Source organism: Pseudoxanthomonas composti (assembly GCF_004122095.1).
GTDB classification, from domain to species: Bacteria; Pseudomonadota; Gammaproteobacteria; order Xanthomonadales; family Xanthomonadaceae; genus Pseudoxanthomonas_A; species Pseudoxanthomonas_A composti.
On the sequence record NZ_SAWZ01000003.1, the window covers coordinates 312,223 to 338,131 of the forward strand.

Below are 25,909 nucleotides of genomic sequence, written 5' to 3' on the forward strand. Positions count from 1 at the left end.
CCGCCCGCCAGGCGGCATCGAGTGCCACGCTACGCGCGTGGCTTCATCAGCAGCACTGCGGCCAATCCGGGTAGACCGAACAAGGCGCAAAACGCGATCCAGCCAAGTCGCGCCCGCTTACCCATGCCAACGCGCTGCGTTCGATAGGTTGCCAACACGGCCGATGCCAGCATGAGGCAGCCAGCCAGCACCATCACGGGGACCGGGATGGGCGCGGGCCTAGGGGCGGGCTGCGGCGATGTCGGCGCGAGCAGGCGCTGTGCGCGCTCGAGTGCGGTATGCAGCACCGGCGAGGGCCACCAGCTCCGGTAACGGTGCAGGGCCGGGTAGTCGAAGGACAGCGCCTTGGCGTGAATCACCGCGGGGCGTCCATCGTCGAAGATCCGCAGCAGGACACGGCGGGGCTGCGCGCCATCTGAGGTATGGGCAAGCTCGGAGTACACCAGGCTGACCAGCATGCCGTCATCCAAGGCCACCATGTCCAGGCTACTCAATCGACGGTTGGAATCCGGCAACGCGACGCGCGCTGGTGGCGCGACCAAGGTGCCGTCACCTGCGGCCGGACTGGCGCGGAAGACAGACAGCGCCTGATCGCTCAGCAGCACCCAGCGCTCACCGACGCGGCCCGCGCCCGTGATCGATTCGCCTGCGCGCACGCGCACCAGCGGAACGACGCGCTCGCGCGCGCTGTCGTAGCGATACAGCGTGTCGCCGGCCAGCAGTACGGTGTCTTCACTGGGCAGACCGGGCAGCTGGCCAATCGGCAGGGCCACGGCGGGGAACGGCTGGCCGCGCGGCCAGACGCCCAGCGTGCCGGCTGCGCGCCCGTCGAGCAGCTGCTCGCCCTGCAGCTGCATGCTGTCATGACTGAAGGTCCAGCGAATCCGGCGCTCGGCGTCTTCGAACTGCAGCGGTGCGGCATTGGCCATGGCGTTGCGCTGAGGCCACTCCCTCAGGCGAACCGCAAGGCCCTGCGGCTTGCTGGCCGTGACAGCCGCTTCCAGCCGCTCCAGATCCGGCGGTGTCGCCTCGCGTAGCGCCAGGCGCATGCGCGCACGCGCGTCCATCCGCTCCACCTCGGTATGGCCACCAGGCGGCGGCACGGTGCTGTTGAGCGGGTGCGAGCCTTGCGCGATCCACAGGAACTCGATCCCGAACAGCATCAGCAGCAAGACCAGATAGGCGCCAGCACTCAAGGGCAGGGCGAACAATGCGCTGGCCAGGGGGCCGCGAGGCGTGGCCTCAACATCGGGCTTGAAGGCGCCCAGCACCAGCGCCAGCAACCACGCCACGACCACCAGCTCGATGGCCAGCATCGCAGGGCCGGTCGCATCGGCGCAGGCGAGCCAAGCCAGCAGCGCCGCGGCGGCCAATGCCGTCCGCAGGCCACGCAGCGCCCAGAATGCGCCAGCCAGGTAGCCGGCCATCGCGATCAGCCATGCCGAACCAGGCAGCAGCCAATGACGCAGGTCGACCACGCGCGCGGTGGTGCCCTGCTGCCAAGTGGCGAGCAGGACGGCGGGCAGCAGCACCGCGCCCAGCAGCACCACGCCCGCGGCCGCACACAGGGTCAATGCGATGCGGGCCGGCGCGACGGGCCGATGCAGCAGCGTGATCCACTGGCTGCCACGGCGGTAGCCGCCCATCTGGTACACGCCCAGCAGCGCGCCAGCCAGCGCGTAGACGCCACCCAGGGCGCGGTCGCTCAGCAGGCTCAGCTGGGCAAGATCGATCAGGCGCGTGCCGAAGCCCAGGGCGCAGACGTGCACGCCCGCGGCGATCAGCGCCAGGGTGCGAAAGCGCAGGCATTCGACCTTGAACAGGCTCCACATGAGGTGTCTCCGAGAAGTGCGTCAGTGCGCCGGCGGCGCGGCGTGGCGCATCGAGAGGAAGGCGTTGACCGCGCGGTCCAGGCTGACCGGCATGGCGTTGATCGAGCGCGCGCCCGCCGCGTGCAGGAAGTCGGAGAACCCCTCGCCCTGGTCCAGCACCAGGTAGTGATGCAGGCCATCGAGCCTGCGCGCCTCCATCAGGCCGGGGATGGTCTCAAGCGCAGGTCCTTTGAACGGGATGTCGGCGACCCAGTAGGTCACGCGCTCGCAGAAGCCCTCCGGCGCGGACATGTGCCGCAGCTTGCCGTCCTCGAGCAGCACCAGGTTGTCGGCGATCCGCTCGATCTCTTCCATCTGGTGCGAGCAATAGATCACCGTGCGGTCCTGCATGGCCTCGGTGTGCAGCAGCGATTCCAGGAACGCGCGCTTGGCGACCACGTCCAGGCCCAGCGTGGGCTCGTCCAGGATCAGCAGCTCCGGTCGCTGCGCCAGGCTCAGGGCCAGGTTGAAACCGGCGCGCTCGCCGCGCGAGAGCTGCGCGACCCTCTGCGCCGGGCGCAGGCGGTAATGGCCGATGACCTCATCGAAGATGGGCTGGCTCCACTGCGGATACTGGCGGCGCTGCATCGCGGTGATCTCGCTGACGCGCATCCAGCCCGGCAGGGTGTGCTCCTCGTTGACGAAGCCGATGCCCGCGCGGTCTGCGGGCGTCAGCCGTTGGCTGTCGCGCCCCAGGATGCGCGCCTGCCCGCCGCTGGGCGAGAGAAAGCCCAGCAGGATGCGGAACAGCGTGGACTTGCCCGCGCCGTTGGCCCCGACCATGGCGTGGATCTGCCCGCGCTGGATGCGCAGGTCCAGGCCATCCAGGGCAAAGCGATCGCCGTAGCGCTTGCTCAACTGCGTGGTCTGGATCGCCCATGCCGGCGCGTGGTCCATGGCATCGCCCGAAGTGTGCGCGTCCATCAGGCGCGTTTGCGCATGAGCGTCTGCGCGAAGGCCTCGTCGATGCGTTGCCGCACCGTGGCCACCGGCAGCCCAAGGGGAACGACGTCGTTGACGAACTGGGCCACCGCTTCGTCCAGCCGGCGTTCGCGCTCGGCTTCGGAAAGGCGCTGCCGCGGAGGCGCCACGTAGAAGCCCATGCCCTGGCGCGCGTCCAGCCAGCCTTCGGACACCAGTTCCGCGTAGGCCTTGGCCACGGTGTTGGGGTTGATCGTCAGCTGCTGCGCCAGCCCGCGCACGCTGGGCAGCTGCTGGCCGTGGGCCAGCTCACCGGTCGCGATCCGCATGCGCACCGCATCGGTGATCTGCCGGACGATGGGGCGGGGGTCGCCGGTGGCGATCTGGATCATCAGCGCTGCGGTGCGGGCCATGCCGTGGCTCCTGTTGATGTGTACTAATACAAATAGTACAGTCGGCGCCGACGGCCGTCCAGTGGGACGCCGCGCCGATGACGCCCGCCTTGGCAGGCGTCTTTTTTTGAACCAGCTGTACTACTTGGTGCAGTACAGCCAGAGAAGGAGCGTTCCATGGAAATCTCACGCAAGTCTGTCCCTCGCCTCTCGCGCCTGGCCGTCCTGGCGCTGACCTGCATGGCCCTGCCGGTGCTGGCCCGCGCGGCGGAGGTTGCGCCCGCGCGCACCGCCGAGCTCGCGCGCTATTTCGAGAACTGCCACGCCGTCAGGGTCTGCAACGGCAGCTTCCTGGTGACCCAGCACGGCAAGGTCGTCTACCAGGACGCGCTGGGATGGGCCGATGCCCAGGCGCAGGCCAATCTGACGGTCGAACATGCCTTCGACATCGGCTCGGTCAGCAAGCAGTTCGCGGCCGCGGCGGTGCTGCGGCTGGCCGAGCGCGGGCAGCTGTCGCTGGATGACCCGGCCGCCAGATATCTGCCGCAGCTGCCGTATGCGGACATCACGCTGCGCCAGTTGCTCAACCACACCTCGGGCGTGCCCGACGTCTTCCCGCACTACACCCAGCTGCTCAAGCGCGGCGAGGTGGTCACGCCCATGCGTGGCGATGAGGCGGCGGCGCTGCTGGCCGAGCACAAGGCACCGCTGTCGTTCGCGCCGGGTTCGGCGTTCGAGTACAGCAACACCGGCTACATCCTGCTCGCGCAGATCGTCGGACGCGTATCGGGCATGGATTACGCCGACTATCTGCAGCACGAGTTCTTCGCGCCATTGGGCATGGCCCACACGCGCGTGCGCCTGCCGGACAACGATGCGCTGATCCAGCCGCGCGCCTGGGGCTTCAGCGTTCGTCCGGACGGCAGCCGTAAGGCCTTCGACCAGATCCCCAACTTCTATCCGGTCGGTCCTGGCGGCATCTACTCCACGGCGCAGGACCTGCAGCGTTGGGCCGATGCGCTGCAGCAGGGCAGGGCGATGTCCAAGGCCAACTGGGCGTTGGCCACCACGCCGGCCACGCTGTCCGATGGCAGCAAGGTGCCGTATGGCCTGGGCTTCAAGCTGGTGGATTCGGCGCTTGGCAAGCCCATGATCACGCATGGTGGCGATTGGCGCGGCTTCAAATCAGATTTGACCTTGCTGCCCGAGCAAGGCGTCCAGATCGTGCTGCTGACCAACAACGCCCAGGACGACAGCGTGGAGGCCGCGCGCGATGCGGTGGAGGCCATCCTGGCGGGCAAGCCGCGCCCGGTGTTGCTGACCTCGGTCCACTGGGCGCTGTACGCGCAGGCCGAAGGGATGGATGCGGCGCAGCTCACGGGCTGGCTGGACCAGCAGTGGGCGCAGGTGCCGCGACGCTACGACTTTCCGGGCCAGCCGCTGGAGCAGGTCGCTGGCGATCTGCTCAGGCGCAAGGCGGGGGACAAGGCGCTGGCGGTGCTGGAGTTCAACGCGCGCATCCATCCCGGCTCGCTCGATGCGCTGGACAGCCTGGCCGATGCCTACCGCGAGACCGGCAATCGCCAGGCGGCGATCGCGCAGGTGCAGAAGATGATCGCGCTCAAGCCCGAGTCCAGGCGCTTGCGCCAGCGGCTGGCGCAGCTGCAGGGGGAGTGAGGAAGTGGGCAGGGCCGGCAGTCGATGCGACGCACCGTATGTGCGCGTTTGATCTGTCCCGCCGCGATGGTGGATGAAGAGGCGTCATCCACCCGACGTAGGGTGGACAACGCGAAGCTTGTCCACCAAGGCGACCGCCGCGGCTTGGCCTGATACGCCTCATGTCCGCGCTGTCTGTTCCGCCGCGATGGTGGATGAAAGAGCGTCATCCACCCTACGTGGATGGACGACGCGAAGCTTGTCCACCAAGGCGTCCGCGGCGGCTTCGCCTGACGCGCCGTCATGTCCGCCCTGTCTGTTCCGCCGCGATGGTGGATGAAAAAGCGTCATCCACCCTACGTAGGGTGGACAACGCGAAGCTTGTCCACCAAGGCGTCCGCGGCGGGTTCGCCTGATGCGCCGTCATTCCCGCTTTGTCTGTTCCGCCGCGGTGGTGGATGAGAAAGCGTCATCCACCCTACGTAGGGTGGACAACGCGGAGCTTGTCCACCCAGGCGTCCGCCGCGGGTTCGCCTGATGTGCCGTCATGTCCGCGTTGTCTGTTACGCGGCGATGGTGGATGAAAAAGCGTCATCCACCCTACGTGGGTGGACAACGCGGAGCTTGTCCACCATGGGGTCCGCTGCGGCGCGGCCGCATGTCGCACCCTAGGCTGCCGGCTTGGAGCCGCCGCGCGCGGCCACGTACGCTTTCCACAGCGCCGGCAGATCCCGCCCGGTGCTGCGCGTCCACAAGGCGTTGCTGTAGCGGCCGCTGCGCAAGGCGCCGTCGAGCTGCTTGATCAGGCCCGCATGCTGGCTTTCCACCCACTTCAGGAAGGCGCCGCTGACGCGATAGCCGGTGTCGTAGTTCTGCTTGTCCTTGACCTCGGTCGGCAGCTTCCAGTCGCCGGCGGCGTTGTTCATGCCGTACTTGTCGCGGGCGTAGTCGGCGATGCCTTCCACCAGCCAGGTCGGCGCCTTGTCGTTGCCGTAGTCCGGGTAGCCCTGAACGATATGCATGGCCTCGTGCGTGACCAGGTCGGTATCGGCCGGGTGCTTGACCAGCCACCCGGGGTTGATGGTCATCTTGGCCCAGTCGTCGCTGCTCACGTAGGCGATGCCGTCGTAGGCCGGATCGATGGTGATGATGGCCTGGGTCGGCGCGGCCGGATTGAAGTCGCGACGTTCGGCCACGTAGGCGTGGAAGAAGGTCTCCAGGATGCGCTCGCGCATGGCCGCGTCCAGCGCATCGCTGGCATCGCGGTAGGTCACGCGCATGCCGTCCTGTTCGCGCGTGACTTCGGTGGCGCACGCGCTGCCCGCAAGCAGCGCGCAGGACAGCAGGGCGGCGGACAGCAGGGAACGGGCGGGCATCAGGACTCCTTCACCGGGACCGGGGTGCTGGGCGCCAGCAGTTCGACCTCGGCCAGCTGCATGCGGCCCGGGGCGGTGAAGCGCAGGCGGTACTGGTCGTAGCGGCCGGGCTTGGCGATGCGGAACGGGCGCAGCTGCAGGCTCCACGCGAAGGCCTCGCCGCTGCGCGTATCCAGCGTCTGCCAGCCGCCGTTGCCGCTGCGGGCCTCCAGCGTCCAGGCCGCGCCCTTCATCGGCCGCTCGCCGTTGGTCAGCGTGTAGAAGGTGGGCTGCTGCGCCGAGGCCAGGGTGATGTCCACGCCGGCGGACTTGCCCATCAGCCCCAGGGTGGTGCGGCCATCGTCGTCGCGCAGGGCGGTGGCATCGCGGCCATCGTGCAGCGCCACCTTGGCCTGGGTGTCGATCAGGTCGGCGAAGGGCTGCGGCGCCTGGCCGGCCGGGGTCAGCGAGGGCGGCGCGTCCTGCGGGCCGCTGCCCCACTTGGACGGCTTGGGTCCCATCACGAAGTCCAGCGTGGCGCCCTGGGCCAGCACCGCATGCGGGATCCAGGTCTTGGTCCAGGCCTTGCCGTTGACCTTGAGCGACTGCACGTAGACGTTCTCGGCCGAGTTGTTCTGCGCGCGCACGGTGACCTGCTTGCCGCCGGGCAGGGTGAGCGAGGACTGCTTGAACAGCGGCGAGCCGATCACCCAGTCCGGCGAGCCCATGCGCAGCGGGTACAGGCCCATCGAGGCCAGCACGTACCACGCCGACATCTCGCCGTTGTCCTCATCGCCCGGATAGCCCTGGCCGATCTCGCTGCCCAGGTACAGCCGCGAGAGGATCTCGCGGGTGCGCTGCTGGGTCTTCCACGGCTGCCCGGCGTAGAGGTACATCCAGGCGATGTGGTGCGAGGGCTGGTTGCTGTGCGCGTACATGCCCATGCGCACGTCGCGGGCCTCGATCATCTCGTGGATGGTGCCGCCGTAGGAGCCGGCGAAAGCCGGGTCGGCGGTTTCCTGGGTGGCGAAGAAGGTATCCAGCTTGTCCGCCAGCGCCTGGCGGCCGCCGTACAGCGCGGCCAGGCCGTTGCCGTCGTGCGCGGCGGTGAAGGCGAAGGTCCAGCCATTGGACTCGGTGTAGTCATGGCCCCACACGCGTGCGTCGTACTGGCCCTTGGGCACGCGCCACTGGCCATCGGCCTTCTTGCCCTGGAAGAAACCGACATCGCGGTCGAACAGGTTGGCGTAGTCGGCGGCGCGGTGGCTGAAGTACTCGGCTTCCTCGGCATAGCGCTGGCGCGTCTTGGCGTCGCCGCCCTGCTTGGCCAGGCGCTTGGCCATCTCGGCGATGCCGAAATCGTTGAGCGCGCCTTCCAGGGTCCAGGACATGCCTTCGTGCGTGTCGATGTCGGCGTAGCCGCGGTACATCGAGGTGGCCATGCCCTTGCGGCCGACGTGGCGGTCCGGCGGCACCACGGTGGCGTTCTTCAGCGCGGCCTCGTAGGCCAGCGGCACGTCGAAGCCGTCGATGCCCTTGAGCCAGGCATCGGTGAAGGCCACGTCCGAGCTGGTGCCCACCATCAGGTCGGCGTAGCCCGGCGAGGACCAGCGCGCCACCCAGCCACCGGCGCGGTACTGCTCCAGAAAGCCGTCGATCAGGCCACCGGCGTTGTCCGGGCTGAGCAGGGTGTAGGCCGGCCAGGCGGTGCGGAAGGTGTCCCACAGGCCGTTGTTGACGTAGACCTGGCCGTCGCGGATCGGCGCGAAGCTGCGCGTGGGGCTGCCATCGGTGTTGTCGTCGGACCAGCTGTTCTGGCTGGCGTAGCGCCAGTCCGGCGCGGCCGCGGTGCCCACGTTCTCCGAGCCCGAGTTGGGATACAGGAACAGGCGGTAGAGGTTGGAGTACAGCGTGGTGCGCTGATCCTCGCTGGCGCCTTCCACGGCCACCCGGCCCAGCAGCGCGTCCCACTGCGACTGCGCGCGCGCGGCCACGCTGTCCACGGTATCGCCGCGCTGCACCTCCAGCGCCAGGTTGTGCTTGGCCTGCTCCAGCGAGATCAGCGAGGTGGCGATGCGCATGCCGACCTTGCGCGTGCCGTCGGCGAACTTCACGTAACCAGTCGGGCGCCCGGTCTGGATCATGCCGCTGCGCTGCCAGGGCGCATCGAAGGTGGCATAGACGTACATGCGCGTGGCGCCGGTGGACAGGCCGCTGCGCACATCTGTGTAGCCGGACAGGGTCTGGGTACCGGCATCCAGGGTCAGCCCGGCGCGGTCATCGACATTGTCGAACAGCAGGTTGGCATCGCCCTTGTCGGGGAAGGCGAACTCGAACACCGCGGCGTGGTCGGTCGGCGCCAGCGCCACGGCCAGGCCGTTGTCGAAGCGCACGCCATAGCGGTGCGGGCGCGCGGTTTCGTTGTCGTGGCTGAAGGCCAGCGCGCGCTTGGCGCGGTCGGCCTCGGGCACGCCGCTGTCGGTGGAGGGCATCACCTGGAAGGTCTGGCGGTCGCCCATCCACGGGCTGGGCTCGTGGCTGAGCGAGAACGCCTGCAGGCGCGGCTGGTTGCTGGCGTCGTTCTTCTCGTTCCAGCTGTACAGCCAGGACAGCGAGCTGGCATCGGTGGCCGGGGTCCAGAAGTTGAAGCCGTGCGGCACCGCCGTGGCCGGGAAATTGTTGCCGCGCGAGAACGCGCTGTTGGCCTGCGAGCCGCGCGTGGTCAGCACCCAGTCGCTGGGTGCGGTGCGCTCGGCCACCGACAGCTCGGCCAGGGCCACATCGTCGATCCAGCCCTTGGCCGTGGCACCGGCCGGTGGGGCCAGCTGCAGCTCGATGGCCTTGACGCGCTTGCCGCGCAGGGCGGCCATCTCGCCCAGGCGCACGGCCTTGCGCGCCCACTGCTGCGGATACAGCGATTTGGAATCGCCCTGCGCCTGGGCACCGAGCGCGAAGCCATGGTGGTCGCGCGCATTCAAGGCCGACAGGCGCGTGCCATCGTCCAGCACCGCATCGAGGGAGACATAGGTGGAGGCCACCGTGTCCTTGCCGACGATCTCCGGCAGCACCAGCCAGGACAGCGTGGTGTCCGGCCCGATCACCGCATCCACCTCGAACAGCCGCACGCTGCCACCGGTGCCCTGGTATTCCAGCGCCTGCTTGCCGCTGTAGCCTGCGCCTTCCTTGGCCGCGTAGGGCTGCGCGGGGCCGCTGCCGACCTGCACGCTCACGCCCGTGGCGGTGGCCTGCGCCAGCTTGGGCTGGCCTTGTTCGAAGGACGAGGCGAAGCCGCGCGTTTGCGCCACGGCCGGCGTTGCCAGAACGACGAGCACGGCAACGGACAACATGTCCCGCTTGACGCGGGACAGCAGCGGGGAATTCATCAGGCAGGTTCTCCAGTACGGCGACTCTTGCGCTTGGCGGCCTTGCCGGCAGGCGCTTCGAGGGGATGGGCGTAGGTGAGGGAGCTGTCGCGGGTGACCAGCGACACGGGGGAAATGGTGCGCCGCGCCGGCAGGTCCGGCTTGTTGCCGCGCCCCAGCACCAGGCCGACGGCCTGGCGGCCGAGCGCACGCGGGCCGGTGGCCAGCGTGGTCAGCGCCGGCACCTGGGCGTGGGCTTCGGGGATGTCATCGAAGCCGGTAATGGCGAAATCGCGCCCCGGGGTGATGTTGCGCGCGCGCAGGCCCATCATCAGGCCCAGCGCCACGCCATCGTTGTAGGTGACCGCCGCGGTCGGTGCCGGGTCGCGGGCGAACAACGCCGCGGTGGCGGTGGCCGCCTGCATGCGCGTGGGCGCGCATTCGACCATCCAGCGCGGCTCGGGCGAGATGCCGGCCTCGGCCAGCGCCGACAGATAGCCTTCCACGCGCTGCCGGCACGAGCTGGAGTCGCGATGGCCACCGAAGAAGGCGATGCGGGTATGGCCCTGCGCGAGTAAGTGCTCGGTGGCCATGCGCGCGCCAGCCACGTTGTCCGCGCCCAGGTAATCCCACTTGGCCTCGGGCACCTCGCGGTTGAACAGCAGCAGCGGCGTGTGCAGGCCCACCACCGGCTGCAGGTCCGAGACCTTGCTGCCTTCGGCGGGGGTGAGGATCACCCCGGCAGGGCCGTGTTCGATCAGCGACTGCAGCACCGCGCGCTGGCGTTCCACCGACTCGCCGCTGCTGCCCAGCAGCATTACGCAGCCGGCTTCGGCCAGCGCCTCGTCCACGCCCGCGGCGAACTCGGCCACGAACGGATTGGACAGGTCGTTGATCACCACCGCCACGCTGCTGGAAATCTTGCGGCGGAGATTGGCGGCGCTGCGGTTATAGACGTAGCCTTGGCGGACGATCTCCGCCTCCACGCGTTTGCGGGTCGAGGCCGCCACCGCGGGGCTTCCGCTCAAAACCAGCGACACCGTCGCCGAGGACACGCCGCAGGCGCTGGCGATATCGGCCAGTGTGATACGGCGACGACGATGATCTGATTCCGTCATGCGCGCTGAAACGATTCAAGGCGGGACTTGATCGTGCAGAAAATATCGCGCGGTGGCAACAACTTCCGTCATGGCGTCCAAAACCGAAGCCGAGCACGGATCGGATGGGTACGAATTCTTCCGCGGCGCATCAAATGACACGCGCCCGTCCGGCACATTGCATTTGTCTGACAAACCGGGTTAAAACGATTTAAGCAGCCAGCCGGAAGCACACGGATGTTCGTGCATGTGTGAGGTGGTCCAGACCGCAGTGTGGAAGACCGCCCCGATCCTGTCGGACCGGGCATTTCCCGCCCTTTGCCTGCTGCGCGGTCTGTTCCTGCCCGTAAGGGGCTGGCCCGATTCCCCAGGACCTCTGCGCAACGTGATCCCCCCGCCTGACGGCGCACGTTTCGCGCAGCCCGCTGCTGCGACGCAGCACCTTTCGGTCCGCGCGCCCAGCTCGCGCACACGTCAGAAAGCGAGGTGCTCCGGCTGACGCAGTGGCTGCCGCCCCGACCGTTCCGCATTCCGCAGTGCCCAGACTTTCGGCGCCCCTTTGCGCCGCCTCATGCCCGTTGCAGGAAGAGAGACCCGATGAAGCCACGACTGTTGCCGTTGATGATATCCGCCGCCCTGCTGCCGTCTGCGGCGCTGGCGCAGGACCAGCGAGAGGACACCGCCGCGCCCACCCCCAGGCAGATGGACACGGTGCAGGTCACCGGTTCGCTGATCCCACGCGCGCAGGTGGAAGGCCCCTCGCCGATCACCTCCATCACCGCCGAGGACATGGAGAAGCAGGGCTTCACCAATGTGTTCGACGCATTGCGCTCGCTGCCGCAGTCCAATGGCTCGGTGCAGGACTCGCAGTTCACCGGCGGCTACACGCCTGGCGCCAAGACGGTGAGCCTGTTCGGCCTGGACCCCAGCTATACGCTGACCCTGCTCAACGGGCGGCCGATGAGCAGCTACCCGCTGGCCTACAACGGCAGCACTAGCATCGTGGATATCGCCAACATCCCGATGGGCATGATCGAGCGCATCGACGTGCTCACCGGCGGCCAGTCCTCGGTGTACGGGTCGGCGGCGATCGCCGGCGTGGTCAACATCATCCTCAAGGATCATGTGGAAGGCACGCACCTGCGTTATCGCGTGGGAGGCTACGAGGACGGCGGCGGCGCCAGCCAGCGCTTCCAGTTCAGCGGTGGCACGGCCTTTGGCAACCTCAACCTCAGCTACGCGCTGGAGCTGTCCAAGCAGAAGCCGATCTACGCCTATCAGCGCGATGAGGTGGACAGCGTGGAGGACAATCCCACCGGCCAGGGCATCTACCCCTCGCGCAGCTTCCTGCGCCAGGTGACCAACACCGGCGCCACCGCCTACGTGGACCCGGGCCAGGCCACCTGCGACCCGCTCAACTACATGTTCGGCGGCAGCAACAGCTACAGCCTGCGCGATGTGGCTGGCGGCGGTTACTACTGCGGCAGCCCGCGCAACGTGGGCGCGGCCTCGCTGATGAGCGAGAGCGAGGCGGTCAACGGCAGCGTGTTCCTGCGCTATGACATCACCCCGGAGACCGAGTTCTACACCGACCTGCTGGTGAGCTACAGCAAGCCCACCTACACCGGCGGCCTGCCGTCCTGGAACCAGACCTTCTACAACCAGGATGCCGGCCGCTTCGAGCTGTGGCAGCGCATCTTCTCGCCAGAGGAGGTCGGCCTGCATTCCAAGGACCAGCGCGTGTACACGCGCTCGTACAACATCGCCACCGGCGTGCGCGGGCCGCTGGGCGACACCGGCTTCGACTACAACGTCTACCTCAACCGCTCCTGGTCCAACGCCATCCGCAAGTCCACCGACTTCCTGGCCGCCAACGGCGTGGATGACTACTACCTGGGGCCACGCCTGGGCACCAACGGTGGCTATCCGGTGTTCTCGCCCAACCTGGCCCGGCTGTACCAGCCGCTCTCGCGCGAGCTGTACGGTCAGTTCAGCGCCACCAACCGGGCCGAATCGGAGAGCCAGACCCAGAACATCACCGCCCTGGTCACCAACACCTCGCTGTTCGAGCTGCCTGCAGGCTCCGTGGGCTTTGCCGCCATCGTCCAGGGCCAGCAGGAGAAGTTCAGCAACCAGTCCACCATGCCCGGCTCGGAGAACCTGTTCCGCGGCAACGGTGGCAGCACCACCGCGGCCGGCTCACGCGACCTGGCCGCGGCCGGCGTGGAGTTCCAGGTGCCGATCCTGGAAAGCTTCAACGCCAATGTGTCCGCGCGCTATGACAAGTACAGCCTGGAAGGCGGTGGCGGCAACGGCAAGCTGACCTGGAAGACCGGCCTGGAGTTCCGGCCCACCGACACCCTGCTGCTGCGCGGCAGCTATGCCACCGCGTTCCGCTCGCCGGACCTGTTCTATCTGTACTCGCGCCAGTCCAGCGGCTTCTCCACGGCCACCGACCAGTACCTGTGCCGCCAGGCTGGCTTCACCTCGGAGAACTTCGACGACTGCGCGCAGGGCGGGCAATCGATCCGCGCGGTGTCCACCGGCAACACCGACCTGCGCGACATCACCGCCAACACCTTCACCTATGGCGTGGTGTGGTCCACCCCGGACAACGCGCTGACCGCCTCGCTGGACTTCAACTCGGTGTTCATCGAAAACGAGGTGGCGGTACTGGGTTCCGGCGACATCCTGGAGACCGAGGCCAACTGCCGCCTGGGCGCCTCCGAGAGCGGCACGCCCTTCGACATCAACTCGCCGACCTGCCGCGACGTGCTGGCCCAGGTCACGCGCCTGGGCCCGAACGACCCGGTCACGCCCAATGGCATCACCGAAGTGGCGACCTATCCGATCAACCTGTCCAAGCAGCGCCAGAACGGCCTGCAGGCGCAGATCGACTACCGCTGGAACGGCGGCAACTGGGGCGACTTCAGCACTTCCATCGGCCACTACCGCGTGCTCAAGCACGAGACCAAGTACCAGGAAGGCGATCCCACCTACGACCAGCTGTGCTGCAACAACTCTAACGAGCTGCATTACCGCACCACCGCCAGCCTGAGCTGGAACAAGGGGCCGATGGGCGCCACCCTGTGGGGCATCAACAACGCCCCGACCTGGCGCCAGGACGGCGAGCACCGCGACATCGGTCCATGGACCACGTTCAACGGCAGCTTCAGCTACCGCTTCAACGAGAAGATGGGCGTGTTGTTCACCATGAACAACATCACCAACCAGATGCCGCCGCGCGATCGCACCAATGGCGGCTGGCCGTTCTACGACACCGGCAACTACAACGTCTTTGGGCGTTCGGGCACGCTGGAATTCCAGGTGGATCTGTAATGCGCCGCAACATCTGAGCGCCGCCAAGCGTCGGGCTTGATCGCACGGCGCTTTTTTGTAGGACAAATCTGTGCGTGCTGTTGCACACTTGGCCGCCAGTGGCATGTGCAAGGCATGCCGGGAGAAGAGAGCGATGAAGCAGGACACGATCTCGCAGGACCGCCGCGCGCTGCTGCAGGCGGCCGCCGCTGCCGGGGTTGGCGGTTTGTTCGCCAGCACCAGCGCCACCGCGCTGCAGGCCAGCCCGCCAACGCCATCGGGCAGCGGCGCACCGCGCCACGATGCGGTGCTGTTTCCGCCGGCACCGCTGGCGCAGCAGCCGTATCAGCTGCTGCCGGTCGGGGCGATCAAGCCCACCGGCTGGTTGCGGCGCCAGCTGGAGATCCAGGCCGCGGGCCTGGGCGGGCGGCTGGATGAGACCTGGCCCGATGTCGGCCCGGACAGCGGCTGGCTGGGCGGCAAGGGCGAGTCGTGGGAGCGCGGCCCGTACTTCATCGATGGCCTGCTGCCGCTGGCCTGGCAGCTGGAGGACCCGGGGCTGAAGGCCAAGGCCCAGCGCTTCATCGACTGGACCCTGGAGCACCCGTGGGACAACGGCATGTTTGGCCCGCGCCAGAACGATGACTGGTGGCCGCGCATGGTGATGCTCAAGGTGCTGACCCAGTACCACGAGCTCACCGGCGATGCGCGGGTGATCCCGTTCATGACCCGCTACTTCCACCATCAGCTGCAGGCCATGCCGGCGCGCCCGCTGCGCGACTGGGGCCGCATGCGCTGGGCCGATGAAATCATCAGCGTGGTGTGGCTGTACACGCGCACCCAGGACCCCAAGCTGCTGGAACTGGCCGCGCTGCTCAAGCAGCAGGGCTACGACTGGCAGGCGCGCTTTGCCGATTTCCCGTTCAAGGAGAAGGTGGACGCCAAGGGGCTGCAGGCCGGCGTGGGCGATGCGGTGTTCATGCAGGACCGCGGGCAGGAAGTGCACGGCGTCAACCACGCCCAAGGCATCAAGGCCTCGCCCATGTGGTACCTGGTGTCCAAGCAAGAGGCCGACCGCAAGGCCATCCACCACCAGCTGGCCATGCTTGACCGCTACCACGGCATGCCCAACGGCATGTATGCGGCCGATGAGCATCTGGCCGGCCTGAGCCCCTCGCAGGGCGTGGAACTGTGCGCGGTGGTGGAGGTGATGTACTCGCTGGAACTGGCCCTGGCCGTGACCGGCGATGCGCCGTTGGGCGATCGCCTGGAGCGCATCGCCTTCAACGCCTTGCCGGCCACCTTCACCGACGACATGTGGGGGCACCAGTACGACCAACAGCCCAACCAGGTCGAGTGCAGCCTGCACCGCAAGCCGTGGACTACCAATGGACCGGAGGCCAATCTCTACGGGCTGGAGCCGAACTTCGGCTGCTGCACCGCCAACTTCCACCAGGGCTGGCCCAAGCTGACCGCCAGCCTGTGGATGGCCTCGCGCGATGAAGGCCTGGCGGCCATGGTCTACGCGCCGTGCCGCATCGCCACCCAGGTGCGCGGCACGCCGGTGGAGATCGAGCAGAGCACCGATTATCCCTTCCGCCAGAGCGTGCGCATCACCGTGCGGCCGCAGCAGGCGTTGGAGTTCCCCATCCACCTGCGCATCCCGGCGTGGTCGCGCGCCACCGTGCTGCGCGTCAACGGGCAGGCGCAGAAAGCAACTGCCGGCTTTACCCAGCTGATGCGGCGCTGGTCGCCAGGCGATGTGATCGAGCTGGAGTTCGACGCGCAGGTACGGGTCGAACGCGGCCACCACGACGCGGTGACCTATACGCGCGGCGCGCTGGTGTATTCGCTGCCGGTGGGCGAGGCCTGGGTGCCCTGGCGCAAGCGCGGGCTGACCACCGACTGGATGGTGTACCCGACCACGCGCTGGAACTACGGCATCGTCGATGCGCCGGCCAGCGTGCAAGAACATCCGGTCGGCCCGGTGCCCTTCGCCGGCAAGCATCCGGCGGTGACCCTGCAGGTGCAGGGGCGGCCGGTGCCGGCATGGAAGGCCGAGGAAGGCGCGGCCGACCCGGTGCCGCAAAAGCCGGAACCCGCCAAAGACGAGCCGGCCGTGGCGCTGACCTTGATCCCTTACGGTGCGGCCAAGCTACGCATCACTGCCTTCCCGCGCGTGCCCGCGGCCACCTGAGGAGACATGCGCATGACGGCTGCCCTACGAAACGTGGCCTTGGCGCTGGGCCTGCTGTGCAGCGCAGGACTGGCCCAGGCCGGCGAGGCCACGCACTGGGTCACCAGCTGGATGCAGCCGATGACCGCGCAGGTCAGCAACCAGCGCGGGCCGGACGGCAAGCTGCTGCGCGATGCTGGCGGCGACCCCGTCCAGCAGCGGCCGGTCGTGCAGGACATCACCCTGCGCCAGCGAGTGCGCCTGAGCCTGGGTGGCTCGCGACTGCGGATCCGCGTGTCCAACGTGTTCGGCCGCCAGCCCCTGGCCATCGGCGCGGCGCAGCTGGCCCTGGCCGCGCAGGATTCGGCCATCCGCCCCGGCACCTCCGTGCCCATCACCTTCAACGGGCGCAGCCAGGCGCAGGTGCCCGCCGGCGAGGAGCTGCTCAGCGATCCGCTTTCCTTCGATGCACCGGCGCTGTCGATCCTGAGCATCAGCCTGTACCTGCCGGGCAAGGCCGAGCTGGCGGACATGCATCCGCTGCAGCACGGTCGCGTGCGCTGGGCGGTGTCGGGCAATGCGGTGGCCGCAAAGACCCTGGAAGGCCGCACGCCCGTGACCGGGCTGTCGGCCGACAACGGCGAGCACGTCTACGCCCTGACCTCGGTGGAGGTGGGCGCCAGGCCGGGCACGCGCGGCGTGATCGCCTTCGGCGATTCCATTACCGATGGCCACGGCGCCAGCACGCCCTGGCAATCCTGGCCGTCCGTGCTGGCCACCTTGAGCAATGCCGCCGGCGCGCCCGGGCTGGCGGTGGGCAATGCCGGCATCAGCGCCGATGAGATGGCGGCCGACCAGCTGGAGCAACCCGGTGCCGGCATCGCCGGGTTGAAGCGCTACTACCGCGATGTCATCGACCGTGCCGGCGTCACCGATGTGGTGGTGCTGTTCGGCGCCAACGACATCAACCGTGGCCCGGACACCGCACTCTCGCCCACCGGCGCCCATGCGCGTGAGCTGATCGCCAGCTATCGGCTGCTGGCCGACGTGGCCCACCAGCACGGCCTGCGCATCTGGGCTGGCACGGTGCTGCCGTTCTCCGACGATGACAACTGGTACTCGCCCCAGCGCGACGCCACCCGCCGCACGGTCAATGCCTGGCTGTCCAAGGCCGAGGTATTCGACGGCGTGATCGATTTTGCCGACGCGGTCGAAGGCCCCTACGACACCCGCCAGCCGCCCGCAGGCGCGCCGGTGCCGCAGGGCATCGCCACGGTGTGCGTGGTCGATGAAGGCGTGCATCCCAATGACCGCGGTTACGCGGCGATGGGGCAGGTGGCGTTCAATGCGCTGACGGGCGCCAGGGGTAAGGTTGCCGCGCCTTGTCGGGCGAGTGCGGCGCCCGCCGTTCCGTGATGACCGGGCGCTAGAGGCAAGGAGTGAGCGCAGAGGAGTGAGGAGTGAGAAATGCGCGCAGGGAGACCTGGAGTTTCTGTGGGAGCGGCTCGAGGTGGCCTCGGGCCATCAGCCGCGAAGGGCCTTCCCAGGAAGCCTCTTCGCGACTCGGGAGGCGCCTTCCATGCACGATCCGTCCCGATTACGGTGGGCAGGCAACCGCCCAGTTTTAACCCCGACCGATCATCGTTTTTTTTCCCAGCGAAAAGGAGTTTCCGCCATGCGCACCAGTCACGCATTCCTCGCCGCCGTCGTGGCTTTGCTCTCAGTCTTCGGCACCGACGCCGCGGCCCGCATCACCCAGACCTCGGTCACGCAGTACACCCAGGCTGATGCCGAGCGCTGGCGACCGACCTTTCTCGGCCTGCTCGAGCGCGATGCGACGCGTTCGGCTGCCGAAGCGGCCGGCGGTGTCGACATCGGCCAGCGCCAGATCCAGCGCCTGCGCGCCAAGCGCTACTCCCACCTGCTGGTCGAGCTGCACGCGACCACCGACGGCAGCGCCCGGCCATCGCCGCAGGCGCTGCAGCTGCCCGCTGCCGAGGGCAATACCGCCACTGTGCTGAGCTGCGCGCAGGACACCGGCGACACGCGCCACTCGCGGCTGGAGGTGACTTACACCTTCCAGGACAACGCCTGGGTCGCCACCACCAAGCAGTTCGCCATCGTGCAGGACTGCAACGCGCCGGAGGTCATGCAGGTCAGCAAGACGGTCAGCTGATGCGCCCGCGCGAGTGCGGCGCGGCACGGCTTCAGTCTTCATCCTCGCCATTGGCATCGTGCTTCCAGTAGCCGGTGGCGCGGATCCAGTCCTTGGGCACCTGCAGGTGGCCTTCCAGGAACTTGCGCATCATCCGCGCGCGGCGCGATTCGCAGGCGATCCAGTAGAAGGTATCGCCCTCGGGCGGGTCGAAATCGCGCAGTGTGTCTTCCAGCAGCGTGCTGGTCGCGGCCGGCACGCCGTTGCGCTCCAGCCAGCTCACCTGCGCATCGGCCTGGCACTGCAGGTCCTGGCGGTCGTCCTCCTCGGGGATCTCGATGAACACCTGCACCTGGCGGCCATCGTCTGGCATTTCCTCCAGCCAGCGACTGATGGCAGGCAGGGCGGTCTCATCGCCCAGCAGTACGTAGTGGTCGAAGTCATCGGCCGCCACGAACGAGCCACGCGGGCCGCCTAGCGCCAGCGCATCGCCTGGCTGGGCGCGCTCGGCCCAGCGCACGGCCGGGCCATCGCCGTGGCGCACGAAGTCCAGCGTCAGCGTGTTGGCTTCCACGTCGTAATGGCGCGGCGTGTAGTCGCGCATCGGCGAGTGCGCCTTGCCTTCCGGGTACACCGGCCCTTGCGGGGTCATCGTCGGGGTCACGAACTCGCCCTCGGCATTGGGGAAGAACAGCTTGACGTGGTCGTCGGGTGCGCCGCTGGTGAAGCCGGCCAGCTCCTCGCCACCGACCACGATGCGACGCATGCTCGGGCTCAGCACCTGCGTGCTGATCACCTGGACACGGCGGAAGACCACGGGGTGCCGCACCACGCGGCTTTCATGAAGAGACATTCAAAACACTCCTGAGGAGAAAGCGGAAGCGGGCGGGTCGGCACCAGGCGCGACTGGCTGGCAGGGCGCCGCTGCGGGTCGCGGCAGCGGGGATAAGGGGTCAGTCGAGGCTGTCGTGTGGCTGCGCAGGCCCGGCATCGATCTCACGCGCCGCACGCCGCAGCGCCTGCACGGCATGGGCAATGCTGGCCTGGTCCCAGCGCCCCAGGCGCGTGCCCAGCGCCTGCTTGATCTGCTCCATGCCATCGCGCACCGCCGGCGGCACGGAGGCCTTGAGCACCATGCGCGCGCTGTGGGAGGTGCGCGCCTGCATCTGCTGCATCAGCTCGGCCTGCGCGCGCATGAACTCGCGCCCGGCTTCGGTCAGGGCATAGCGCTTGCGGCTGCCGTCCTCGGTGGCGTTGATGTGCCCGGCCTCCACCAGCTGCGCCAGCGCCGGATACACCGTGCCCGCGCTGGGCGTGTAGTGCCCATGGAAGGTGTCGGCGATCAGCTGGATCAGCTCATAACCATGGCGGGGCTGGCCGGCGATCAGGCTCAGCAGCAGCAGCGGCAGGTCGCCGTGCGCCAATCGGCGGCGACCACCGCCGCGGCGGCTGTCAGAGGGCTGTGGGGGCAGGGATCCTGGGCGCATGGGTTTCGACATATCGAATTCAGTGAAAAGATATATCGAAATAGCGTCGCGGTCCATGCCCCTCCGGTCTGGAACATCTCATCGTTCAGTGAGAGGCTGGTCTGAGTTCGGCATCCCGCGCCAGGCCAATGACGAGCTGTCAGTTACTGCCGTGGGAGCGGCTTCAGCCGCGAAGAGGCCTTACCGGTAAAGCCTATTCGCGGCTGAAGCCGCTCCCACAGAACCGCTCCCACAGGAGCCGCGGGGGCTCACGAGAACACTTGATCGGCATCAGCGCTGCGCGTGAGTACGGGCAGGCGACCTTCAACGCCAAATCACCCACAACCAAAACCAACAACGCCGGCACAAGGCCGGCGTCGTCAAATCCCATCAAGCCATGCGGCCAGGCGCTACACGCCCTCAGCCGTATCGATCACCTTGCGCTGCATCGCGTCCAGGTAGGCGTCGGCCTCGGCGGTGCTGGCGAAGATCTCGTTCATCGGCACCGCCTTGACCAGGTCGAAGACTTTCTGGATCTGCGCCTGCGGGTTGGCGATCAGCACCTTGCCCTGGCGCCCGGCCAGCACCTTGCGCGCCTTGAAGATCGAGCGGATGCCGGCGCTGCTGATGTACTCCAGCCCGGACAGGTCCAGCACCAGGGTGGAAGGCCCGGCGCCCAGCAGGGGCGCCAGCGCATCGTCCAGTGCGGCGTAGGTGTGCGTATCCAGGCGTCCGGTCAGCGCCACGCGCTGGCGCTTGCTGTCCGGCGGGTCGATTTCGATGCTCAGCGTGCTCATGGTGTCTCGGCCCCGTCGGGGGCGGTGGGGGAAGCGGAAAGGATGACACCGACCACGTTGGCATTTCCTTCACGACGGTAGCTGACCGAGGTGGCGATGTTGCGCACCAGGTGCAGGCCCAGGCCGCCCACCGGGCGCTCCAGCAGGTCCTCGTCCAGGTCCGGCTCAGGCTGGGCCCACGGGTCGAAGGCCACGCCCTGGTCGCGGAACTGCATCTGCAGGCTGCCATCCTGCAGCGACAGCGACAGCTCCATCGGCGGCGCCTCGTGGCCGGGGGCGCGGCCGTACTCGATCAGGTTCACCCCCAGCTCCTCGGTGACCAGGCGCGCGTCGTTGATCGCCTCGCTGTCCAGGCCCCAGCCGGCCAGGCGCGCGTCCACCGCATCGGTCAGCGTGCCCAGCGAGTCGTGGCGCAGCGGCATGCGCAGGCGGGTGCGGAAGGCGGCGACGGCAACGGCGGGTTCGACGGTCATTTCGGGAATTTCGACAACGGACGGGGTGTGGTCTTCGGGCAGGCGGATGGCGAGCAGGGTGATGTCGTCGGACTGCGCGGCATCGCCGGCGTGCAGGTGCACCTGTTCCAGCACGTGGTCGCACTGCGCCTGCGCGCTCAGGCCCGCCTGCAAGGCCTGGCGCAGGCCGCTGCGGCCGAAGGCATGGTTGTCGCCATCGAAGGCCTCGCTGACGCCATCGGTGAACAACACCAGGGTCTCGCCGCGCGACAGGGTGCCGTGCAGCACCGGGAAGCGCAAATCCGCCTCGATCCCCAGCACCGAGCCGGTCTCCATCGCCACGGTCTCCACGTGGCCATTGGCACATAGGCGCAGCGGCGGCTCGTGGCCGGCGCTGGCCATCCAGAACTCGCCGGTTTCCACGTCCACCCGCCCGCACAGCACGCTGGTGAACATGCAGGTGTCGTTGTTCTCGGCCAGGCGGCGGGCGGCGGCGCGCAGCACCTCGTCCACCGGGCGCGCCGCGCGCGCTGAGATCTCCAGCACGCTGGTCGCGCGCGCCATGAACAGCGCCGCCGGCAGGCCCTTGTCGCTGACATCGCCCACCGCGAACCACAGCATGCCCGGCTGCACCTCGGAGAACTGATAGAAATCCCCGCCCACCAGCTGCGCCGGCTGCAGCCGCGCGCCGACTTCCACAATCGCGCGGTGGCCTTCGATGATGCGCCCCACCGGCAGCATCGCCGTCTGGATGTCGCGGGCGATGCTTAGCTCGCTTTCCAGCCGCTGGCGCTCGGTGGCCAGGCTCTCGATCTCCATCATCTGGTCGCGGATGGAGTGCCGCGCCGAATCCAGCGCCCGCGCCAGCACGCCCACCTCGTCGTCGCGCTCGGTATGCGGCAGCGGCTGCTGGAACTGGCCCTGCTTGAAGCCCTGCGCGCTGCCGGACAGGTCCTCGATGGGGCCGGCGACATTGCGGCTGATGCGCCGGCCGATCCACCACGCCAGCGCCGTGCCCAGCAGCGCGCCCAGGGCCAGCCACACCGCCACCCGGTTCAGTCGCGCCAGCACGTAATCGCGCGAGACCGACAGCGCGATGTGCCAGCCGCTGTCCTCCACCGGCACCGCCACCGTGTACAGGCTCTGCTCGCGCGCGCGGTGGCGGAACACCAGCGGCTTGTCGTTCTGCCCCAGCCCGCGCAGGGCGGTGCGCAGCGGCGCCAGGTCCGCGCGCTGATCGCCCACCAGCTGCTCCAGCGTGTGGCCTTCCAGCGCGGCATCGCGGGTGGACACCACCACGCGCGACTGCGGCGACAGCAGCAGCGCCTCCACCCCGGCATCGTGCGGCAGGGTGGCCAGCATGCGCCGCAGCCGCGCCACCGGCAGGTCGGCGCTGACCATGCCGATCGGCCGCGCGCGCGGGCTGTCGCCGGGCCGGCGCAGCGGCACGTTGTAGGTGACGAAGTCTTCGGCGGCAGTGTTGGTGTTGCGGTAGGGCTCGGACCACCAGGCCGCACCGCCGGTGACGGTGCGCTCGTACCACCACTGCTGCTCCGGGTCGTAGCGCAGGTCGGCCTCGGACATCTCGCGCAGGCGCTGGCCGCCGTCGCGGCGCAGGTACCAGGTGAAGCCCGGCGTGCCCGGGCCCAGCGCGTCGTGGGCCAGCACCAGCATGGCGCCGTCGATGTTGTCATCGCCCAGCACCGTGGCCCGCAGCAGCGAGCGCAGGTTGAACGGCTGCCGGCCGATGGCCGCGCCGGACAGCTCCAGCACGCGCGCGCTGACCTGCACCGAGCCCAGGGTCTCGTTGAGGCTGCGCGAGGCCTGCAAGGCCAGGCTCTCGGCCTCGGTCTGCGCATTGGCCAGGATCGCCGCGCGTGCGGCCAGGTAGAACAGCCCCAGCAGCAGCGCGCACAGCGCCATCTGCGACAACCCCGACCAAAGTAGTAGGCGGGTGCGCAGGCTGTTGCGCCAGGTCAAACGGGCTGCCGGGGCGGGCAAAGGTGTAGTCCGTTCCATGACTTAGCTGCCTCTATGCCCGCCCATCATAGTGGTGCGTCGCAATTGGAATGGGGCTCCCCCCGCGCTGCGGCATAAGCGCTGAAACCGCTGCGTTAGAATCGAGCGTTCGATAAAACACACATCAAGTCATGCATGGCATGGCTGCTGACGGGAGTGGCGATGAATTGGTTGAACGACATTTTGCAGAGCGACCCGGATCCGGTCGAGACCCAGGAGTGGATGGAGTCGCTCAAGGCCGTCATCAACGCCGACGGCCCGCAGCGCGCCCACCAGCTGCTCGAAGACATGGTGGAACTGACCCGGCGTAATGGCGCCTACCTGCCGTTCTCGCCCACCACCGAGTACGTCAACACCATCTCGCCCGCCCATGAGGCCAAGAGCCCGGGCGACTCGGCCATGGAGTGGAAGATCCGCTCGCTGGTGCGCTGGAACGCCATGGCCACGGTCGTGCGCGCCAACCGCAAGCCCGGCGACCTGGGTGGCCACATCGCCTCCTTCGCCTCGGCCGCCACCCTGTACGACGTGGGCTTCAACCATTTCTGGCGCGCCCCCAGCGAGAGTCACCCCGGCGACTTGCTGTACATCCAGGGCCACAGCGCCCCGGGCATCTACTCGCGCGCCTTCCTGGAAGGCCGCATCAGCGAGTCGCAGCTGGACAACTTCCGCATGGAAGTGGACGGCCGCGGCATTTCCTCCTACCCGCACCCGTGGCTGATGCCGGACTTCTGGCAGACCCCCACCGTGTCGATGGGCTTAGGGCCGCTGAGCGCCATCTACCAGGCGCAATTCATGAAGTACCTGGAGCACCGCGGCCTGATCGAGAAGTCCGACCGCAAGGTGTGGTGCTTCATTGGCGACGGCGAGTCCGACGAGCCGGAAACCCTGGGTGCCATCGCCCTGGCCGGCCGCGAAGGCCTGGACAACCTGATCTTCGTGGTCAACTGCAACCTGCAGCGCCTGGACGGCCCGGTGCGCGGCAACGGCAAGATCATCCAGGAACTGGAAGGCGTGTTCCGCGGCGGCGGCTGGAACGTCATCAAGCTGCTGTGGGGCGGCTACTGGGATCCGCTTCTGGCCCAGGACAAGGACGGCGTGCTGCGCAAGCTGATGATGGAAACCGTCGACGGCGAGTACCAGAACTGCAAGGCCTTCGGTGGCGCCTACACGCGCGCCAACTTCTTCGGCAAGTACCCGGAGACCGCGGCCATGGTCTCCAACCTGTCCGACGACGACATCTGGCGCCTCAACCGCGGTGGCCACGACCCGCACAAGGTCTACGCCGCCTACCACCAGGCCGTGAACACCAAGGGCATGCCCACCGTGATCCTGGCCAAGACGGTCAAGGGCTACGGCATGGGCAGCGCCGGTGAGGCGCTCAACCCCACCCACCAGACCAAGAAGCTGGACGACGATGCCGTCCGCCATTTCCGCGACCGCTTCGACATCCCGGTGACCGACGCGCAGCTGGCCGATGGCCAGGTGCCGTTCTACAACCCGGGCAAGGACTCGCCGGAAGTGCAGTACATGCTCGAGCGCCGCAACGCGCTGGGCGGCTTCCTCCCGCAGCGTCGCCGCAAGGCCGACAAGTCCTTCACCGTGCCCGGCCTGGACAAGTACGAGCGCCTGCTCAAGGACAGCGGCGAGCGCAAGTACTCCACCACCATGTCCTTCGTGCAGACGCTCAACATCGCCCTGCGCGACAAGGAGCTGGGCCCGCGCATCGTGCCGATCGTGGCCGACGAGGCCCGCACCTTCGGCATGGAAGGCCTGTTCCGCCAGATCGGCATCTATGCCCCGCACGGCCAGAAGTACAAGCCGGTCGATGCCGACCAGCTGATGTACTACCGCGAGGACCAGTCCGGCCAGGTGCTGCAGCAGGGCATCAGCGAGCCGGGCGCGATCTCCTCGTGGCTTGCCGCCGGCACCAGCTACTCGGTGTCCAACGTGCCGATGCTGCCGTTCTACATCTACTACTCCATGTTCGGCTTCCAGCGCGTGGGCGATATCGCCTGGCAGGCCGCCGACATGCGCACCCGCGGCTTCCTGCTGGGCGGCACCGCCGGGCGCACCACGCTCAACGGTGAAGGCCTGCAGCACGAGGACGGCTTCAGCCTGGTCATCGCCGGCTCCATCCCCAACGTGCGCAGCTACGACCCGACCTTCGGTTACGAGGTCACCGTGGTCCTGCAGCACGGCATGAAGGCGATGATGGAAGAGCAGAAGGACGAGTACTACTACCTGACGCTGATGAACGAAAACTACACCCACCCGGAAATGCCGGCCGGTGCAGAGGAAGGCATCATCAAGGGCATGTACCTGCTCACCGACGCCGGCAAGCCCAAGAAGGGCGAGCTGCGCGTGCAGCTGCTGGGCAGCGGCACCATCCTGCGCGAGGCCATCGCCGCGGCCGAGCTGCTGGACAAGGACTTCGGCGTCACCGCCGACATCTGGTCCTGCCCCAGCTTCAACGAGCTGCGCCGCGACGGCTTCGACTGCGAGCGCTGGAACCGCCTGCACCCGGAAGGCGAGCAGCGCAAGCCCTACGTCACCCAGCTGCTGGAAGGCCGTCAAGGCCCGGTCATCGCCGCCACCGACTACGTGCGCGCCTACAGCGACCAGATCCGCGCCTTCCTGCCCACCACCAACTACACCGTGCTGGGCACCGACGGCTTCGGCCGCTCGGATACGCGCGCCAACCTGCGTCGCTTCTTCGAGGTGGATCGGTACTACATCGCCCATGCCGCCATCGCCGCGTTGGCGAAGGAAGGTAAGATGACCGGCAAGGATGTGGCCCGGGCGATCAAGCAGTACAAGATTGATGTGGAGAAGATGAATCCTGATGGGGCTTGATGCTTTGTTGGGGTGAGAA

Annotated in this window: 16 protein-coding genes; 6 read left to right on the forward strand and 10 right to left on the reverse strand. The window is 68.1% G+C overall.

What is annotated here, in order from left to right:
• Window positions 1-29: 29 nt before the first annotated feature.
• The 3 genes from EPA99_RS07840 to EPA99_RS07850 are packed head-to-tail and all read right to left on the reverse strand — an operon-like array spanning window position 30 to window position 3,205.
• Window positions 30-1,832: a hypothetical protein gene (locus EPA99_RS07840; protein ID WP_129470651.1), complete on the reverse strand. Its 1,803-nt coding sequence runs from the start codon at window positions 1,830-1,832 to the stop codon at window positions 30-32.
• Between the two features lie 21 nt (window positions 1,833-1,853).
• Window positions 1,854-2,795: an ABC transporter ATP-binding protein gene (locus EPA99_RS07845; protein ID WP_129470652.1), complete on the reverse strand. Its 942-nt coding sequence runs from the start codon at window positions 2,793-2,795 to the stop codon at window positions 1,854-1,856.
• Window positions 2,795-3,205 (reverse strand): GntR family transcriptional regulator, encoded by a 411-nt coding sequence (locus tag EPA99_RS07850; RefSeq protein WP_129470653.1) that lies wholly within the window; start codon window positions 3,203-3,205, stop codon window positions 2,795-2,797. The genes EPA99_RS07845 and EPA99_RS07850 overlap by 1 nt, the downstream gene beginning before the upstream one ends.
• 156 nt (window positions 3,206-3,361) lie before the next feature.
• Here EPA99_RS07850 and EPA99_RS07855 point away from each other — a divergent pair, with 156 nt between their 5' ends.
• Window positions 3,362-4,861: a serine hydrolase domain-containing protein gene (locus tag EPA99_RS07855; protein ID WP_129470654.1), complete on the forward strand. Its 1,500-nt coding sequence runs from the start codon at window positions 3,362-3,364 to the stop codon at window positions 4,859-4,861.
• A 647-nt stretch (window positions 4,862-5,508) separates the two neighbouring features.
• Here the strand turns inward: EPA99_RS07855 and EPA99_RS07860 are convergent.
• The 3 genes from EPA99_RS07860 to EPA99_RS07870 are packed head-to-tail and all read right to left on the reverse strand — an operon-like array spanning window position 5,509 to window position 10,675.
• Window positions 5,509-6,216, reverse strand: coding sequence for a basic secretory protein-like protein (locus tag EPA99_RS07860; protein ID WP_129470655.1), 708 nt, complete (start codon window positions 6,214-6,216; stop codon window positions 5,509-5,511).
• Window positions 6,216-9,578, reverse strand: coding sequence for a GH92 family glycosyl hydrolase (locus EPA99_RS07865; protein ID WP_241688312.1), 3,363 nt, complete (start codon window positions 9,576-9,578; stop codon window positions 6,216-6,218). Before EPA99_RS07865 ends, EPA99_RS07860 begins: the two co-directional genes overlap by 1 nt.
• A complete protein-coding gene (locus tag EPA99_RS07870) occupies window positions 9,578-10,675 on the reverse strand; it encodes a LacI family DNA-binding transcriptional regulator (protein ID WP_129470656.1) in 1,098 nt (365 codons plus the stop codon). The genes EPA99_RS07865 and EPA99_RS07870 overlap by 1 nt, the downstream gene beginning before the upstream one ends.
• Before the next feature lie 576 nt (window positions 10,676-11,251).
• On the opposite strand from EPA99_RS07870, the gene EPA99_RS07875 reads away from it, so the two are divergent.
• The 4 genes from EPA99_RS07875 (at window position 11,252) to EPA99_RS07890 (ending at window position 18,324) form a co-directional block, all read left to right on the forward strand.
• Window positions 11,252-13,993 carry a TonB-dependent receptor plug domain-containing protein gene (locus EPA99_RS07875; protein ID WP_129470657.1) on the forward strand — a complete coding sequence of 914 codons (2,742 nt, stop codon included), beginning with the start codon at window positions 11,252-11,254 and terminating at the stop codon, window positions 13,991-13,993.
• A gap of 133 nt (window positions 13,994-14,126) precedes the next feature.
• Complete coding sequence (locus EPA99_RS07880; RefSeq protein WP_129470658.1) at window positions 14,127-16,169, forward strand: beta-L-arabinofuranosidase domain-containing protein; 2,043 nt, start codon at window positions 14,127-14,129, stop codon at window positions 16,167-16,169.
• 12 nt (window positions 16,170-16,181) lie between these two features.
• A complete protein-coding gene (locus EPA99_RS07885) occupies window positions 16,182-17,564 on the forward strand; it encodes a GDSL-type esterase/lipase family protein (RefSeq protein WP_164978598.1) in 1,383 nt (460 codons plus the stop codon).
• A gap of 259 nt (window positions 17,565-17,823) precedes the next feature.
• Window positions 17,824-18,324: a hypothetical protein gene (locus tag EPA99_RS07890; RefSeq protein WP_129470660.1), complete on the forward strand. Its 501-nt coding sequence runs from the start codon at window positions 17,824-17,826 to the stop codon at window positions 18,322-18,324.
• A 31-nt stretch (window positions 18,325-18,355) separates the two neighbouring features.
• On the opposite strand, the gene EPA99_RS07895 is transcribed toward EPA99_RS07890, so the two are convergent.
• The 4 genes from EPA99_RS07895 to EPA99_RS07910 form a co-directional block, all read right to left on the reverse strand.
• The gene (locus tag EPA99_RS07895; protein ID WP_129470661.1) at window positions 18,356-19,156 is read right to left on the reverse strand and encodes a siderophore-interacting protein; all 801 of its coding nucleotides are present in this window, start codon (window positions 19,154-19,156) and stop codon (window positions 18,356-18,358) included.
• Window positions 19,157-19,256: 100 nt separating this feature from the next.
• On the reverse strand, window positions 19,257-19,790 hold the full coding sequence (locus EPA99_RS07900) for a PadR family transcriptional regulator (RefSeq protein WP_129470662.1): 534 nt from the start codon (window positions 19,788-19,790) through the stop codon (window positions 19,257-19,259).
• 389 nt (window positions 19,791-20,179) lie between these two features.
• On the reverse strand, window positions 20,180-20,566 hold the full coding sequence (locus tag EPA99_RS07905; RefSeq protein WP_129470663.1) for an STAS domain-containing protein: 387 nt from the start codon (window positions 20,564-20,566) through the stop codon (window positions 20,180-20,182).
• Window positions 20,563-23,019 (reverse strand): SpoIIE family protein phosphatase, encoded by a 2,457-nt coding sequence (locus tag EPA99_RS07910; RefSeq protein WP_129470664.1) that lies wholly within the window; start codon window positions 23,017-23,019, stop codon window positions 20,563-20,565. Before EPA99_RS07910 ends, EPA99_RS07905 begins: the two co-directional genes overlap by 4 nt.
• 180 nt (window positions 23,020-23,199) lie before the next feature.
• Between EPA99_RS07910 and aceE the strand changes: the two genes are divergently transcribed.
• Window positions 23,200-25,890, forward strand: coding sequence for a pyruvate dehydrogenase (acetyl-transferring), homodimeric type (aceE, locus tag EPA99_RS07915; RefSeq protein ID WP_129470665.1), 2,691 nt, complete (start codon window positions 23,200-23,202; stop codon window positions 25,888-25,890).
• Window positions 25,891-25,909 lie beyond the last annotated feature (19 nt).

Coding starts and splice junctions, on each gene's coding strand:
- EPA99_RS07850 (WP_129470653.1), bottom strand. CDS start 3,205: ATGGCCCGCACCGCAGCGCTGATGATCCAGATCGCCACCGGCGACCCC.
- EPA99_RS07895 (WP_129470661.1), bottom strand. CDS start 19,156: ATGTCTCTTCATGAAAGCCGCGTGGTGCGGCACCCCGTGGTCTTCCGC.
- EPA99_RS07860 (WP_129470655.1), bottom strand. CDS start 6,216: ATGCCCGCCCGTTCCCTGCTGTCCGCCGCCCTGCTGTCCTGCGCGCTG.
- aceE (WP_129470665.1), top strand. CDS start 23,200: ATGAATTGGTTGAACGACATTTTGCAGAGCGACCCGGATCCGGTCGAG.
- EPA99_RS07870 (WP_129470656.1), bottom strand. CDS start 10,675: ATGACGGAATCAGATCATCGTCGTCGCCGTATCACACTGGCCGATATC.
- EPA99_RS07900 (WP_129470662.1), bottom strand. CDS start 19,790: ATGCGCCCAGGATCCCTGCCCCCACAGCCCTCTGACAGCCGCCGCGGC.
- EPA99_RS07840 (WP_129470651.1), bottom strand. CDS start 1,832: ATGTGGAGCCTGTTCAAGGTCGAATGCCTGCGCTTTCGCACCCTGGCG.
- EPA99_RS07875 (WP_129470657.1), top strand. CDS start 11,252: ATGAAGCCACGACTGTTGCCGTTGATGATATCCGCCGCCCTGCTGCCG.
- EPA99_RS07880 (WP_129470658.1), top strand. CDS start 14,127: ATGAAGCAGGACACGATCTCGCAGGACCGCCGCGCGCTGCTGCAGGCG.
- EPA99_RS07885 (WP_164978598.1), top strand. CDS start 16,182: ATGACGGCTGCCCTACGAAACGTGGCCTTGGCGCTGGGCCTGCTGTGC.
- EPA99_RS07905 (WP_129470663.1), bottom strand. CDS start 20,566: ATGAGCACGCTGAGCATCGAAATCGACCCGCCGGACAGCAAGCGCCAG.
- EPA99_RS07845 (WP_129470652.1), bottom strand. CDS start 2,795: ATGGACGCGCACACTTCGGGCGATGCCATGGACCACGCGCCGGCATGG.
- EPA99_RS07890 (WP_129470660.1), top strand. CDS start 17,824: ATGCGCACCAGTCACGCATTCCTCGCCGCCGTCGTGGCTTTGCTCTCA.
- EPA99_RS07865 (WP_241688312.1), bottom strand. CDS start 9,578: ATGAATTCCCCGCTGCTGTCCCGCGTCAAGCGGGACATGTTGTCCGTT.
- EPA99_RS07855 (WP_129470654.1), top strand. CDS start 3,362: ATGGAAATCTCACGCAAGTCTGTCCCTCGCCTCTCGCGCCTGGCCGTC.